This is a genomic window from Rhodococcus sp. WAY2, assembly GCF_009859915.1.
Classification (GTDB): domain Bacteria; phylum Actinomycetota; class Actinomycetes; order Mycobacteriales; family Mycobacteriaceae; genus Rhodococcus_F; species Rhodococcus_F oxybenzonivorans.
The window spans coordinates 1,646,453-1,660,394 of sequence record NZ_CP046572.1; the positions used below are offsets into that span (position 1 = coordinate 1,646,453).

At 66.1% G+C, this 13,942-nt stretch carries 13 protein-coding genes; 10 read left to right on the forward strand and 3 right to left on the reverse strand.

The genetic code is table 11. The features are described from left to right. Nucleotides 1–5: 5 nt before the first annotated feature. On the reverse strand, nucleotides 6–1,169 hold the full coding sequence (locus tag GFS60_RS07655) for a PucR family transcriptional regulator (RefSeq protein WP_159920144.1): 1,164 nt from the start codon (nucleotides 1,167–1,169) through the stop codon (nucleotides 6–8). Between the two features lie 183 nt (nucleotides 1,170–1,352). On the opposite strand from GFS60_RS07655, the gene GFS60_RS07660 reads away from it, so the two are divergent. The 6 genes from GFS60_RS07660 to groL all read left to right on the forward strand — a co-directional run bounded on the left by GFS60_RS07660 (nucleotide 1,353) and on the right by groL (nucleotide 7,055). After that, nucleotides 1,353–1,727, forward strand: a complete 375-nt coding sequence (locus tag GFS60_RS07660) for a YtxH domain-containing protein (protein ID WP_159920146.1) — start codon at nucleotides 1,353–1,355, stop codon at nucleotides 1,725–1,727. A gap of 131 nt (nucleotides 1,728–1,858) precedes the next feature. Beyond that, nucleotides 1,859–2,860 (forward strand): zinc-binding alcohol dehydrogenase family protein, encoded by a 1,002-nt coding sequence (locus tag GFS60_RS07665; protein WP_201453597.1) that lies wholly within the window; start codon nucleotides 1,859–1,861, stop codon nucleotides 2,858–2,860. 12 nt (nucleotides 2,861–2,872) lie between these two features. Beyond that, nucleotides 2,873–3,775 (forward strand): universal stress protein, encoded by a 903-nt coding sequence (locus tag GFS60_RS07670; protein WP_159920150.1) that lies wholly within the window; start codon nucleotides 2,873–2,875, stop codon nucleotides 3,773–3,775. 10 nt (nucleotides 3,776–3,785) lie between these two features. Beyond that, nucleotides 3,786–4,565 carry an HAD-IIA family hydrolase gene (locus GFS60_RS07675; RefSeq protein ID WP_159920152.1) on the forward strand — a complete coding sequence of 260 codons (780 nt, stop codon included), beginning with the start codon at nucleotides 3,786–3,788 and terminating at the stop codon, nucleotides 4,563–4,565. Nucleotides 4,566–4,646: 81 nt separating this feature from the next. Then, on the forward strand, nucleotides 4,647–5,201 hold the full coding sequence (locus GFS60_RS07680; RefSeq protein ID WP_159920154.1) for a DUF6764 family protein: 555 nt from the start codon (nucleotides 4,647–4,649) through the stop codon (nucleotides 5,199–5,201). Between the two features lie 228 nt (nucleotides 5,202–5,429). After that, a complete protein-coding gene (gene groL / locus GFS60_RS07685) occupies nucleotides 5,430–7,055 on the forward strand; it encodes a chaperonin GroEL (RefSeq protein ID WP_109327707.1) in 1,626 nt (541 codons plus the stop codon). 160 nt (nucleotides 7,056–7,215) lie between these two features. Here groL and GFS60_RS07690 read toward each other — a convergent pair whose 3' ends face one another. Further along, a complete protein-coding gene (locus GFS60_RS07690) occupies nucleotides 7,216–7,419 on the reverse strand; it encodes a PspC domain-containing protein (protein ID WP_109334920.1) in 204 nt (67 codons plus the stop codon). Between the two features lie 150 nt (nucleotides 7,420–7,569). On the opposite strand from GFS60_RS07690, the gene ppk2 reads away from it, so the two are divergent. From ppk2 to GFS60_RS07705, 3 genes are all read left to right on the forward strand, one after another. Further along, nucleotides 7,570–8,499, forward strand: a complete 930-nt coding sequence (gene ppk2, locus GFS60_RS07695; RefSeq protein WP_159920156.1) for a polyphosphate kinase 2 — start codon at nucleotides 7,570–7,572, stop codon at nucleotides 8,497–8,499. Between the two features lie 340 nt (nucleotides 8,500–8,839). Continuing rightward, nucleotides 8,840–9,880, forward strand: a complete 1,041-nt coding sequence (locus GFS60_RS07700) for an alpha/beta hydrolase (RefSeq protein WP_159920158.1) — start codon at nucleotides 8,840–8,842, stop codon at nucleotides 9,878–9,880. 96 nt (nucleotides 9,881–9,976) lie between these two features. Next, on the forward strand, nucleotides 9,977–10,810 hold the full coding sequence (locus tag GFS60_RS07705) for an alpha/beta hydrolase family protein (RefSeq protein ID WP_230990105.1): 834 nt from the start codon (nucleotides 9,977–9,979) through the stop codon (nucleotides 10,808–10,810). Between the two features lie 38 nt (nucleotides 10,811–10,848). Here GFS60_RS07705 and GFS60_RS07710 read toward each other — a convergent pair whose 3' ends face one another. Then, the gene (locus tag GFS60_RS07710; RefSeq protein ID WP_159920160.1) at nucleotides 10,849–12,867 is read right to left on the reverse strand and encodes a prolyl oligopeptidase family serine peptidase; all 2,019 of its coding nucleotides are present in this window, start codon (nucleotides 12,865–12,867) and stop codon (nucleotides 10,849–10,851) included. Nucleotides 12,868–12,909: 42 nt separating this feature from the next. Here GFS60_RS07710 and GFS60_RS07715 point away from each other — a divergent pair, with 42 nt between their 5' ends. After that, nucleotides 12,910–13,893: a dipeptidase gene (locus GFS60_RS07715; protein ID WP_201453522.1), complete on the forward strand. Its 984-nt coding sequence runs from the start codon at nucleotides 12,910–12,912 to the stop codon at nucleotides 13,891–13,893. Nucleotides 13,894–13,942 lie beyond the last annotated feature (49 nt).

The window sequence follows — 13,942 nt, forward strand, 5'->3', positions numbered from 1 at the left end:
ACGGCTCAGTGCCCGCGCAGTCCGCGCAGTTTCAAATGCAGCATCAGGACGAGTCGGGTGTCCGCGTCGGAGAGGTCCACGCCGCACGACTCGACGCAGCGCCGGAGCCGGTTGCGCAGGGTGTTGGGGTGGACGTGCAGGGCTGCGGCGGCGTCGGCCACGTCGCCGCCATGGTCCAGGAACGCGCGTGCCGTGGCCACGAGGTCGGTGCCGTGCTGCTCGTCGTGCGCAAGGAGGGCGGCCAGCGGGGTGAGCGTGCCCAACCCGTCGAAGATGTCGGCCACGCGCAGCGCGAGGACCGACGCCAGCGTGTCGCGCATGGTTCCGACGACACCGCCGTGGGAGGCGTGTTGCAGCGCCGCGAGTATCCGGTCGGCGTCACCGCGCGACAGATGCGCCTGTCCTGCCGTGTCGACCCCGCGCCCGACCGCGACGACGAAGGCATGTCCACTGCGCGCACGTCCGAGGAAATTCTCGGCGAGACGGCGAACCTCCTTCTCCCCGGCGGCGATCACCACATAAATGGTGTCGTCGAGTTGGGCTGCGACGGATTCGACGGCCAGCGTGTCCAGGTAGAGACCGAGGGAAGCCAGCAGACCGGACGGCAGCGACGAGCCGAGCGTGACCGGGGCCGCCGCGGCAACCGTCATCGGACCGCTCCACCGCAGGTCGTCGGCGGCCCGGAAAGCGGGCTCGCCGCCGGTCAGGAGGGCACGGACCCGGTCGACCTGCAATCGTCGTGTGACATCGACCCGTTCGCGTTGCGCGGCGATATGTTCGGCCACGACCGGTACGGCGGACCGGAGGATCGCTTCCTGTTCCGGCGTCGGAAAGGCGGTGACGGCTGCCCAGATGGACCCCACCGGGCGACCGCCGTCACGCACCGCGATCGCCGCCCGCGGTCGCATGTCGGGAACGTGCAGATCGACATAGATGACGTCGGTGTCGTGGTGAAGGCGTTCGAACACACCGGCCTCGGTGAGCAACTGCCGGTACCGTCCCGGCACCTGCCGGCCCAGGATGGTGCCGATTCGCGCTTCGTCCACCGCCTGCTCACCACTCGAATACGCGAGCACCGTCGAGTTCTCGTCCTCGATCGTGATCGGGGCGCCGATCAGCTCGGCCAGAGACCCCGCAACCGTGAACAGGTCTTCACCGCGCAGGTCCATTCTCGGAGCCTAGTTGGCCGGGACCGACTCGATTGGTTCCGACGAGAGGTGTTTCATCCGGCGCGGCCGAAGGGTCGTCCGTCGTGGAGGAAGTTTGGGCTCGGGCGCTGAGGGCATAGCTGTGTAGCAGGACATTCCGACGGTGATTCGTACACGTTTGTCGCACAACAGTCAGGAGAGGTCATGGAGAGAGCGTTAATTTTTGCAGCGGGGGCGGCCGTGGGTTTCGTCCTGGGCACCCGGTCCGGCAGGCAGACTTACGAGAAGATGAGGGATCAATCCCTCGAAGTCTGGCACAACCCCAGTGTGCAGGAGAAGGTGAGCGGCGCGACCGAGGCGGTGAAGGAGAAGGCCCCGCACGTGCAGCACAAGGTAGGTGAGCTGGCGAAGAAGGCCACCCACCGCGACACCGACACCAGCACGGCCACCGCGCCCACCACCGGTGCGCCGCCCGTCGAAGCCACAGCACCCACGCCGGCTCCCACTCCCACGCCGGCGCCCACGGACTCGCCCGTTTCTCCGCCGGCGGGGGGCAAGCATACGCAGAGCCCGGGCTGACCGGGGCCGATGCGGCTGTAGGCAACCATCCCGGCGCGGCGTGCGGTCGCGACACTGCGGATTTCGTGGTGTCGGCGCCGCGCCGCGGGCATCCTGTGGGTATGGCGGCGACGCGACGCGGAATCCGGACGATGGGTGCGTGGCGCGCCGTCAGCCCCGGACCGATCGCGGGCACTCCGCTGCAGTGGGACATCGAAGCGCTCCCCGAGCCCGAGCCGGGTGAATTGCTGGTCAAGGTACTGGCCTGTGGGGTGTGCCGAACCGACCTACATATCGCCGAGGGTGATCTTCCCGCGCACCGACCGCAGGTCGTTCCCGGTCACGAAGTGGTGGGAGAGGTTGTCGCAGTGGGCGACTCCGTCTCCGGGGCCTATGCCGCCGGAGATCGCGTCGGTGTCGCCTGGCTGCGCCACACCTGTGGTCGGTGCCCGGCGTGCGGTCGCGGCCTCGAGAATCTCTGCCGGCAGTCGCGCTACACGGGGTGGGACGCGGACGGTGGATACGCGGAATTCACGACGGTGCCCGCCGACTACGCGCTGCAACTCCCGGACGGCTATCCGGACGCCGAGCTCGCACCACTCCCGTGCGCCGGGATCATCGGTTACCGGGCCCTGATACGGGCCGAGGTGCCGGACGGCGGCGCCTTGGGCATCTACGGCTTCGGGGGCAGCGCTCACCTCACCGCCCAGGTTGCGCTCGCCCGTGGCGTCCGCGTGCACGTCATGACGCGAGGCGCGCAGGCACGGGCACTTGCCGAGGAACTCGGCGCGGCGTCGGTGCAAGGGGTGCGCGACACCCCACCGGAACCGCTCGACTCGGCGATCCTGTTCGCACCCGCCGGAGACTTGGTGCCCACGGCGTTGGAGGCGCTCGCCGACGGTGGCACGCTCGCCGTCGCGGGCATCCATCTGACAGACATTCCGCGGCTCGACTACCAGAAGCATCTGTTCCGGGAGCGGCAGGTCCGCAGCGTCACCGCCAACACCCGGGCAGATTCCGTCGCGTTCCTCCGATTCGCGGCGGACCATCGATTGAGGGTCGACACCCATCCCTATCCGCTCGACCACGCAGATCGGGCGCTGCGCGATCTCGCGGACGGAAAGTTCAGCGGTGCAGCAGTTCTCGAACCATAGAGGGAGAGATACATGAGTGAATACGCGGGCCCACCGGTGGTGGTCGGTGTCGACGGATCACGGCCTGCTCTCGACGCGGCGCGCTGGGCCGCGGCGACCGCAGTCCGGCTCGGTGCCCCGCTCCTGCTCGCGCATACCTACCCGGACGGGGCGACGTTCTACAACGGCACCGCAATGATGATCGACGCGCAGTTCATCCAGGAACTTCGGGAAGACGGAAACGCGATGCTGGACACCACCCGCACGGCCGTGCTGGAAGAGCACCCCGGACTTCCCGTCGAGACAGACCTGCGGACCGGGACCGCAGCCGCCCACCTGATCGAGTTGTCACGCGCCGCCCGGATGGTGGTTGTCGGCGCGCAGGGTGCGGGTGCCATCACGGATTACCTGCTCGGTTCGACGGTACTGCGCACGATCAACTCCGCGCAGTGCCCGGTGGCCGTGTTCCGGGGTGCACGCGAAGCCCCCTCACCGGACCTGCGCCCGATCGTCGTCGGTGTGGACGGCAGTGGCGTCAGCGAACTCGCCGTCCGCCAGGCGTTCGCCCTCGCCTCGGCGTTCGGCGTCGGACTCGAGGTCGTGCACGCCTGGAGCAGCGAGAGGCGGCACGGGCTCGCACACGCGTCGAAATACGTGGATTGGGCGGCGTACGAAGAAGCGGAGCGGGCCGTCGTCTCCGACTGCCTCGCCACCTGGGCCGGGGACTACCCCGACGTGCAGGTGACCGGGACAACCACCGAGGGCGCACCTGCCGATGTCCTGATCCGGCACGCCTCTGCCGCGCAATTGCTCGTGGTGGGCAGCCACGGCCGGGGCAAGGTGCTCGGTGCCCTGCTCGGATCGGTCAGCCAGAACCTCGTGCACCACGCTCCCTGCCCCGTTGTGGTCTGTCACGCCCAGCGGTCGCCCGGATAGGCTCGACCCCATGACTGCGGTCGAGGGAATCCTGTTCGATATAGACGGAGTTCTGGTTACTTCTTGGCATCCGATCGACGGCGCGGCCGACGCCGTGCGCGAGGTGCGGGATCGGGGACTTGCGTGTGCGTATCTCACGAATACAACGTCGCGGACGTGTGACGAGATAGCGGGCGCGCTGCGGAACGCGGGTATCGACACAGAGCCCGGCGAGATCGTCACTGCCGCTCGCCTGACCGCCGAGTACCTCCGCACCACCTACCCGGGCGCGCGGGCCTGGGTGCTCAACAATGGTGACATCACGCCCGACCTCGCCGGCATCGAACTCGACGAGGACGATCCGCAGGTCGTCGTGCTCGGTGGCGCAGGCCCCGAATTCACCCATCGTGCGCTCAGCCGGGTGGTCGAGTTGATGCTCGACGAGGTTCCGGTGGTGGCCATGCATCGGGGGACGACGTGGGCAACCAGGGACGGACTGTGCATCGACACCGGCGCGTACCTTCCGGGCCTGGAAGAAATTGCCGGAACGAACGTCGTTTCGGTCGGCAAGCCCTCGCTGGCCGCCTTCCTCACCGCAACCGAGCTCATGGGCACCGACCCCGAAGCGGCCGTCATGGTCGGTGACGATCTGACGGGGGACGTCCTCGCCGCACAACGGGTAGGCCTGACCGGTGCGCTGGTACGTACCGGCAAGTTCCGGCAGTCGATTCTGGACCTCGCTGTGCAGCGCCCAGACCACGTCATCGACTCGGTCGCTCAGCTCCCCGAGCTGCTCGACGGACTCGCCTGAAACACGGTCCGGGACTAACCGGCCGGGAGCGGGTAGTCTCGCGGCGAATCCTCCAATTAGACGTTCCCAGAAGGAGCTTCCATGCTCGCTGTCTCCACGCCCGCCACCTCCACCGCCTCGGCCACTCGTACCCGCATCTCTTCTTTGTTCGGCCGCCGGCTGGCGCGTGCGGGAGCGGCGATGGTCGTCGGTCTGGGTGTCGCGGCGGGACTCTCGGTGGCCGGTGCCGGTGTCGCCGGTGCCGCCCCTGTCACCTGTGTCTCCCCGCCGTCCGTCAACGACATCCAGGTGTCGGACACGGCGAGCTGTGGTGCCAAGGCGACCGAGGCCGGTGTCGCGCGGGCGACGGCCATGGAGAGCGGGACCGCGGTGAGCGTCGCCAACGGGCACGGCTCCACCACCACCTACGCCAACGGGTTCGGAACATCTCTGGGCGCGTCGACGGGTTCGGGTCAGGCGTACGCCGTGTCGCTGGGCGGCGGCATCGCGCGGTCCGGGGCGGCTGACGGCACCACCACCGTGGCGATCGCCGGCTGGGGGTCGGGCGCGACCTCCGACGCGAACGGCGTCGACTGCGTCGGTGCCCTGTCGCTCGCGTTCAACCTCCACACGGGCCAGGTCTGCGCCATGCGCTGATCCTCTGACCCGGCCGTCTCGTCCCGACCTTGCACTCACCCTGGTCGAGTGCTAGAAATGCACTTGGCACTCGCGACACGTGAGTGCCAGGTCGGGATGGTGAGACCGGGAACCTAGACACCCCTGGTCGTCCGTCGCGGGCACTGACCCCGGCCCAAGGCGTAAATGGGGCGACCCGGCAAGCGGCCGTCCTGTGTGTCACCCCCCAATCCGGAGGATCACTTCGCAATGGCCAAGATCATCGCGTTCGACGAAGAGGCCCGTCGCGGCCTCGAGCGAGGACTCAACGCCCTCGCCGACGCAGTCAAGGTGACGTTGGGCCCCAAGGGTCGCAACGTCGTGCTCGAGAAGAAGTGGGGAGCTCCCACGATCACCAACGACGGCGTTTCCATCGCCAAGGAGATCGAGCTCGAGGACCCCTACGAGAAGATCGGTGCCGAGCTGGTCAAGGAGGTCGCCAAGAAGACGGACGACGTCGCCGGCGACGGAACCACCACCGCAACCGTGCTCGCTCAGGCTCTCGTGCGTGAGGGCCTCCGCAACGTTGCTGCCGGCGCCAACCCGCTCGGCCTCAAGCGCGGCATCGAGAAGGCCGTCGAGGCCGTCACCGCGCGTCTGCTCGAGACCGCCAAGGAGATCGACACCAAGGAGCAGATCGCTGCTACCGCTGGTATCTCCGCCGGCGACCCGTCCATCGGTGAGCTCATCGCCGAGGCCATGGACAAGGTCGGCAAGGAAGGCGTCATCACGGTCGAGGAGTCCAACACCTTCGGCCTGCAGCTCGAGCTCACCGAGGGCATGCGCTTCGACAAGGGCTACATCTCGGCGTACTTCGCCACCGATGCAGAGCGTCAGGAAGCCGTCCTCGAGGACGCGTACATCCTGCTCGTGAGCTCCAAGATCTCCACCGTCAAGGACCTGCTGCCGCTGCTGGAGAAGGTCATCCAGTCGGGCAAGCCGCTGGTCATCATCGCGGAGGACGTCGAGGGCGAAGCCCTGTCCACCCTGGTGGTCAACAAGATTCGTGGCACCTTCAAGTCCGTGGCCGTCAAGGCCCCCGGCTTCGGGGACCGCCGCAAGGCGCAGCTCGCCGACATCGCCATCCTCACCGGTGGCGAGGTCATCAGCGAAGAGGTCGGCCTCTCCCTGGAGACCGCCGGACTCGAGCTCCTCGGCCAGGCCCGCAAGGTCGTCATCACCAAGGACGAGACCACCATCGTCGAGGGTGCCGGCGATTCCGACGCTATCGCCGGTCGCGTGAGCCAGATCCGCGCCGAGATCGAAAACAGCGACAGCGACTACGACCGCGAGAAGCTGCAGGAGCGCCTGGCCAAGCTGGCCGGTGGCGTTGCAGTCATCAAGGCCGGTGCCGCCACCGAGGTCGAGCTCAAGGAGCGCAAGCACCGCATCGAAGATGCCGTGCGTAACGCCAAGGCTGCCGTCGAAGAGGGCATCGTTGCCGGTGGTGGCGTGGCGCTGCTGCAGTCGGCCCCCGCGCTCGACGACCTCAAGCTCGAAGGTGACGAGGCCACCGGTGCGAACATCGTTCGCGTCGCCCTCGAAGCTCCGCTGAAGCAGATCGCCTTCAACGCCGGCCTCGAGCCCGGCGTCGTCGCCGAGAAGGTCCGCAACCTGCCCGCAGGTCACGGCCTCAACGCTGCGAACAACGAGTACGGCGACCTGCTCGAAGCAGGCATCAACGACCCGGTCAAGGTCACCCGCTCCGCGCTGCAGAACGCAGCGTCGATCGCGGCTCTGTTCCTCACCACCGAGGCCGTCGTCGCCGACAAGCCGGAGAAGGCCGGAGCGCCCGCGGGCGACCCGACCGGCGGCATGGGCGGCATGGACTTCTGAGTCCGTACCACCCCGCTCCACCCGAACACCCCGAAGGCCCGGGACTCCCGCAAGAGAGTTCCGGGCCTTCGGCCTTCGGCCCCGTGCGCCTTTGTGGTCGTCGGGGCGACCACAAAGGCGCACGGGCGCGGAGCGCCTCTGGTGCACGGGCGCGGAGCGCCTACTTGGCGGGCATCAGCATCCACGCTGCGAGGTAGACGAGAGCCGCGGTGCCGCCGGTGACGAGTGTGGCGACGACGGCCAGGAGTCGGACGAGGTTGACGTCGGCACCGAAGTATTCGGCGATGCCGCCGCAGACGCCGGCGAGCATTTTCTGGTTGTCGGAGCGGGTGAACTGGCGAGGAGTATTGCTGTCGAATGTCATGCGTCCAGTCTGCTCAGCCCGCTGGTAGTGCACATCGGGATGTACCCCGATCTCCACCCTGGTCTTTCACCCCGACATCGTGCTGAGAGCGCGTTTCCCGTTCACGCCCGGGTCACTTCGAGGACGCCTCGCGCCGCTAGATTCCGCCCCATGACCGACATCGACGAACGCCCCGGCTTCCTCAGCGCGTACGCGGATCTGGCTACTGCCGTCGACCTCCGCGACACCTCCGCGTTCAGGGTCGACGACGAGGACGACGATGATCCCGTGCTCGTCACGCTCACCGACGGTCTGGTCGTCGATACCTGGCGGGAGGGCTATCCGTACGAGGAGCGGATGCCCCGCGAAGAATACGAAGTTGCCAAACGGTTGCTCCAGATCGAACTGCTGAAGTTCCAGAACTGGGTGAAGGACACCGGACGCCGTCACGTCATCGTGTTCGAGGGACGCGACGCCGCCGGCAAGGGTGGCACTATCAAACGGTTCATGGAACACCTCAATCCGCGCGGTGCGCGTGTCGTGGCACTCGAGAAGCCGTCGGTGCGCGAGTCGACCCAGTGGTACTTCCAGCGTTACGTGCAGCATCTCCCTGCGGCAGGTGAGATCGTATTGTTCGACCGGTCGTGGTACAACCGCGCCGGCGTCGAGCGGGTCATGGGCTTCTGCAGCGCAAACGAATACGACAGGTTCCTGCATCAGACGCCGCTCTTCGAACGCATGCTCGTCGACGACGGTGTCAGCCTCACCAAGCTGTGGTTCTCTGTCTCACCACTCGAGCAGCGGACCCGGTTTGCCATCCGTCAGGTCGATCCGGTTCGTCAGTGGAAATTGTCCTCGATGGACATTGCCTCACTGGATAAATGGGGCGCCTATACCGCGGCCAAGGAAGATATGTTTCGCTTCACGGACACCGATATTGCTCCGTGGACGGTAGTCAAGAGCAATGACAAGAAAAGAGCGCGCATCAATGCAATGAAGTATGTTCTGTCGCTGTTCGATTACGGGAACAAGGACTTCGATGTGGTCGGGATGGTAGATCCGCTGGTCGTGGGCCGTGCAAGCCAGGTAATTGGCGAATAACCGGATGGCCTTTCTTCCGAACGCCAGGTAACTATTCGAGATATGTCCGAGAAATTTCTTTGGTCTTCGCCTTCGGTCGGGTACAAAGAGTGAAGCGCCGACCCATGGCGCAGATCGAAAACCAACACAGTCGATCGGGAGAGAAAAATATGTCCACTCAAATCCTTGGCCTGCTCGATATACTCACCGGACTTCTCGACTTGCTGACGGGGTCATCAGAGGCGTAGAAAGCGCGTCTCCACCAACATCCAGTTGAGAACTGGAGCCCACATGACACACTGTGGGCTCCAGTTCTCGTCTCTTCGGAGTCGGGCAGGCGGCTTCGCAGCAAAGGAGAATAATGGGCAACCGCACGGCAGCGGGTAGGTACGGGGTTCGGCTGGCACTCGCGCTCGCTCTCGCAGCGGCTCTTCCGTGGGCGGGGGCGCAGGCCGTGTCCGCAGACCCGGTGGATGACGCGACCGTCGCCGACGGCAGCTCGCGACTCCTGCGTACCGAGAAGATCGACGACCGGCAGTTGACGATGCACGTCTACTCGGCGTCGATGGACCGCGACATTCCGCTCCGGGTGATCACGCCCGCGGACACCAGTGCTCCGAGGCCCACGCTGTACCTGCTCAACGGCGCGGGTGGCGGCGAGGACTCCGCCACCTGGCAGGCGAAGACCGACGTGGTCGATTTCTTCGCCGACAAGAATGTCAACGTCGTCACGCCGATGCAGGGCGCCTTCAGTTACTACACGGACTGGCGGCAGGAAGATCCCGAACTGGGTAACAACAAGTGGACGACGTTCCTCACCCAGGAACTCCCGCCCATCGTCGACGCCGAGCTGGGCACCAACGGTGTCAACTCGATCGCCGGAATCTCCATGGCCGGCAGTTCCGTCCTGAGCCTCGCGCAGTCGGCACCCGAGCTGTACGAGAGTGTCGGCGCCTACAGTGGTTGCGCGATGACCAGCACCGACCCCGGTCGCACGTATGTCCGGATGGTCGTCGAATCCCGCGGCGGCGGCGACACCAGCAACATGTGGGGTCCCGTGGACGACCCGGCCTGGACGGCCAACGATCCGTACCTCAATGCGGAGAAGCTGCGCGGCCTCGACATCTACGTCAGCAACGGTTCCGGCCTTCCGGGCCCGAACGATCGCCTCGACGGTCCGGGGATCAACGGAAACGTCGAGACGTTCGCCAACCAGATCATCCTCGGCGGTGCCATCGAGGCGGCGACCAACCAGTGCACCCGCGCCCTGGCGGACAAGCTGAACGAGTTGCAGATTCCCGCCACCTTCGACTTCCGTCCCGTCGGCACCCACTCGTGGACGTACTGGCAGGAGGACCTCCACAAGTCGTGGCCGCTCCTGGCGTCGTCGATCGGCCTGTAGCCACCGGCCCGGACACCACCGTCCTCGTGCACTGACTTGTGTCTCGACCCCTGCGGATCGCGAATCCGCGGGGGTCGAGCCGTCTAGTCTGGCGGAGTGGAGACAGTACCGATCCAGATGCCCGACGGAACGACCACTCCGGTTCGCCTGTTCGCCGGGCGGGACGAGGCACCCGTAGTCGTGGTGTTTCCCGGCCTGGGAATTCCTGCCGGCTACTACGAGCCGTTCGCCGAGGAGCTGATGTCCCGCGGCTTCAATGCGGCCATCGGCGAACTACGCGGACAGGGTGACAGCCGCCCCCGTCCGAGCAGTGCCAGCAGGTACGGCTACCACGAGCTGGTGTCGGTCGACTTTCCCGCCATCTTCGAGGTGGTGCGCGAACATTTCCCGGCTGCGACGCCGTTCCTGTTGGGGCACAGTATGGGTGGTCAGCTGGGCGTGATGTACGCGGCGCGGATACGCGGCCGGCTCGGCGGAATCGTGCTCGTCGCGTCGGGGTCGCCGTATCACCGGGGATTTCCCGGAATGCACTCCCCGCGAATGCTCGTCGGTGCGGCCGCGATGTCGATGACGGCCAATCTCGCCGGTTTCTGGCCGGGCGGCAGGCTCGACATCGGCGGGTTCGGCAGGCAGTCGAAGGTACTGATTTCCGACTGGTCCCGTTTCGCGCGCACCGGGAAAATCGAACCCGACGGCGCCGACATCGACTACGAGGAACGGATCGGCAGATTGAAGCTGCCCGTCCTGTCGGTGACTATCGAGGGCGATGACCTCGCGCCGGGCCCTTCGGCGAAGAATCTCGTCGCCAAACTCCCACATGCGGACGTCACCATCTGGCACAACCCGCGACCGCAGGGTCACAACGGGTGGATCCGGGAGCCAGTCGACACGGTCGATCGGGTCGTCGACTGGATCCATGACCACACCTAGCCGTGAGTACTTATTAACATGGGGTGGTTAAGAAGTACTCACGGGCGGGTGAGTGTGCGCCACAGGAACATGAACGTCAGCGCCGACTTGAACGCGGCCTGAGCGTTGTCCGCGGCCCCGCCGTGTCCACCTTCGATGTTCTCGTAGTACCAGACTTCGTGGCCCTGCTCCTCGAGGAGGGCGGTCATCTTGCGGGCATGACCCGGATGGACCCGGTCGTCCCGCGTGGAGGTGGTCACCAGAATCGGTGGGTACTCGGCGGTGGCACTGGTGTTCTGGTACGGCGAGTACTCGCTGATGAACTTCCAGTCCTCGGGATCGTCGGGGTCGCCGTACTCGGCCATCCACGACGCCCCGGCCAACAGCAGGTGGTACCGCTTCATGTCGAGGAGCGGCACCTGACATACGATCGCCCCGAAGAGTTCGGGGTAGCGGGTCAGCATGACGCCCATCAGGAGACCGCCGTTGCTTCCACCTTGAGCCGCAAGTTGCTTCGTCGTGGTGATGCCGCGCGCGACCAGGTCGCGCGCGACTGCGGCAAAGTCCTCGAACACTTTGTGACGGCCTTCGCGGACGGCCTGGGTGTGCCACGACGGGCCGTATTCACCGCCACCGCGAATGTTGGCGACGACGTACGCACCCCCGCGTTCGAGCCAGGCGAAGCCGACCGACCCGCTGTATCCCGGCACCATCGAGTTCTCGAACCCGCCGTATCCGTACAAGAGTGTGGGGCAGGGACCGTCGGCGTCGTCGCGGCGTACGACGAAGTACGGGATCTCCGTTCCGTCGTCCGAGGCGACGAAGTACTGGGACACCGAGATACCGTCGGCGTCGAAGAACGAGGGCGCCTGCTTGACAGGTTCCAGCGGTCCGCCGACGGTGCCGTAGAAAAGAGTTGCGGGAGTAGTGAATCCGCTGCTGTTGACGAAGAAATTGTCCCCGCTGCGCGCATCCGTGCTGATGACACCGCTGGCCGTGAGTTCGGGCACGCCGTCGAGCGGCTTCTCGTCCCAGCCGGTTTCGGTGGGCGTGAGCACCGACAATCTGGTCTGCACGTCCGAGAGGGTGACCAGAAGCAGGTGGTTGCGAGTCCACGTGCCCTGTTCCAGGGATGTGTGCTCGTCGGGTGTGAACAGCGGCGTCAATTCCCGCGAGCCGGCGAGATAGTCGGCGTAGTCGGTGACGAGCAGCGAACCCGCGGGATAGATGGTGCCGTCCACCTCCCAGTCGGTGCGCGGGCGGACGGTCAGCCAGTCGCGGTAGACGGACGTTCCGGCGTCGTCGGGCGTGTCGATGCGCAACAGCGAACCGTCCGGCAACAACTCGTACCGTTCGGAGTTGTAGAAGTCGATCGATCGGCCGACGAAGTGCCGCTCGTATCCGGGAGTGTCGTCGTAGGAGGCGCCCACCGACACGTCGGTGCTCTCGCCCTCGAACACGGTGACCGCCTCGGACAACGGGGTACCGCGATGCCAGCGCTTCGCGATCCTCGGATAGCCGGAATCGGTCATCGAGCCGTCACCGAAGTCGGTGCCCACGTAGACGCTGTCCTCGTCGATCCAGCTGATGCTGGTCTTGGCTTCCGGGACGTCGAAAGGATTGTCTGTGACGAATTGCCGTGCGTCCAGATCGAACTCGCGAACCACAGACGCGTCGGCGCCGCCCCGCGAGAACGACAGCAACGCGCGGGTCTGTGCTGGGCGCAGGACACTCGCCCCTGCCCACACCCAATTCTCACCCTCGCGCTCGGCGAGTTCGTCGACGTCGAGCAACACGTCCCACTGCGGATCCTCGGAGCGGTATTCCGCCAGGGATGTGCGCCGCCAGATTCCGCGCTTGTGCTCACCGTCGCGCCAGAAGTTGTACAGATAGTCACCGCGCAGGGCGACGTAGGGAATGCGCGCATCGGTATCCAGCAATTCCAGGATCCGGCCCTCGAGCGCGGAGAACTCCGAGTTCTCGGTGTACTCGCCGACGGTCCGCGCGTTGCGTTCCCGCACCCAGTCGAGAGACCGGTCAGCGGTGACATCTTCGAGCCAGAGATAGGGATCCGTCATGACGGCCATTGTTGCAGGAAGACCTCGGATAGCCTCGGCGGCGTGAGTGCACCCGGGCAGTACCCGTTGTGGGAGCAGCACTGCTGCCTGCCGCTGACACCATCGGCAACTATCGACGAGCTCCGCCGTTACCGTCGTCCGGCCGGCAGCTACGTGTCGGTGAACATCGGGTACTCCCCGCAGGACAGGGCGGCGTCGACGGCGATCGCCGAGAACTTTCGTGCCCAGGCCGGCGGTGACATCGAGTTGGTGACGCGGCTCGACGACGTCGACGCGATACGCGGTGCCGGTGGTATCGCGCTCGCCTTCGACCTGGAAGATTCCGCCCCGCTCGACGGCGACCTCGCCAACGTGGCCCATTTTCACCGTCTGGGCACACGATCGCTGCTGCCCACGTACAACCATGCGAATGCCGCCGGGTGCGGTTGCCTCGACGCCCACGACACCGGGCTGACCGGCTACGGCCGCGACCTCGTGCGGGAGATGAATCGGGTGGGGATGACCGTGGACGGCTCCCACTGTTCGATACGTACCGGACTCGACCTTGCCGCAGTTACCGAGCGCCCCATGATCTACAGCCACTCCAACCTGCGGCGATTGTGGGATCACCCTCGCAACATCACCGACGATCAGGCCCGCTCCTGCGCGGAGACGGGTGGCGTGATCGGGATCAACGGGGTCGGCATCTTTCTGGGTGTCAATGGGCCGGACGACCATGCCCGACGGTTGTCGGCGATGGCTGACCACATCGAGGAGGCGGTCGATCTGGTGGGTCCCGCGCACGTCGGCATCGGCTCGGACTACTCGTTCGACGCCGCGGACTTCGTCGCCGAGATCACGAACAATGCGGGCTCGTTCTCGGACGCGTATACGGCGTGGGGTCCGCTGCAGTGGGTACCGCCGGAGAATGTGCTGACTCTCGATCGCGTTCTGCGGAATCGGGGGTTCGACGAGCCCTCCATCGAGGCCGTATACGGGGGAAATTTCGCCCGTGTCGCGGCGGCAGTCTGGGCTACTGGCGGGTAACACGACCGAGGTGAGACACCGAATCCGGACGGGACTACCCTGAACAACC

Bases quoted from the DNA above. Each gene is read 5' to 3' on its own strand.
- ppk2 (WP_159920156.1), top strand. From the start codon at position 7,570: ATGACCGACATCGACGAACGCCCCGGCTTCCTCAGCGCGTACGCGGAT.
- GFS60_RS07680 (WP_159920154.1), top strand. From the start codon at position 4,647: ATGCTCGCTGTCTCCACGCCCGCCACCTCCACCGCCTCGGCCACTCGT.
- GFS60_RS07665 (WP_201453597.1), top strand. From the start codon at position 1,859: ATGGGTGCGTGGCGCGCCGTCAGCCCCGGACCGATCGCGGGCACTCCG.
- GFS60_RS07675 (WP_159920152.1), top strand. From the start codon at position 3,786: ATGACTGCGGTCGAGGGAATCCTGTTCGATATAGACGGAGTTCTGGTT.
- GFS60_RS07690 (WP_109334920.1), bottom strand. From the start codon at position 7,419: ATGACATTCGACAGCAATACTCCTCGCCAGTTCACCCGCTCCGACAAC.
- GFS60_RS07655 (WP_159920144.1), bottom strand. From the start codon at position 1,169: ATGGACCTGCGCGGTGAAGACCTGTTCACGGTTGCGGGGTCTCTGGCC.
- groL (WP_109327707.1), top strand. From the start codon at position 5,430: ATGGCCAAGATCATCGCGTTCGACGAAGAGGCCCGTCGCGGCCTCGAG.
- GFS60_RS07670 (WP_159920150.1), top strand. From the start codon at position 2,873: ATGAGTGAATACGCGGGCCCACCGGTGGTGGTCGGTGTCGACGGATCA.
- GFS60_RS07700 (WP_159920158.1), top strand. From the start codon at position 8,840: ATGGGCAACCGCACGGCAGCGGGTAGGTACGGGGTTCGGCTGGCACTC.
- GFS60_RS07660 (WP_159920146.1), top strand. From the start codon at position 1,353: ATGGAGAGAGCGTTAATTTTTGCAGCGGGGGCGGCCGTGGGTTTCGTC.
- GFS60_RS07710 (WP_159920160.1), bottom strand. From the start codon at position 12,867: ATGACGGATCCCTATCTCTGGCTCGAAGATGTCACCGCTGACCGGTCT.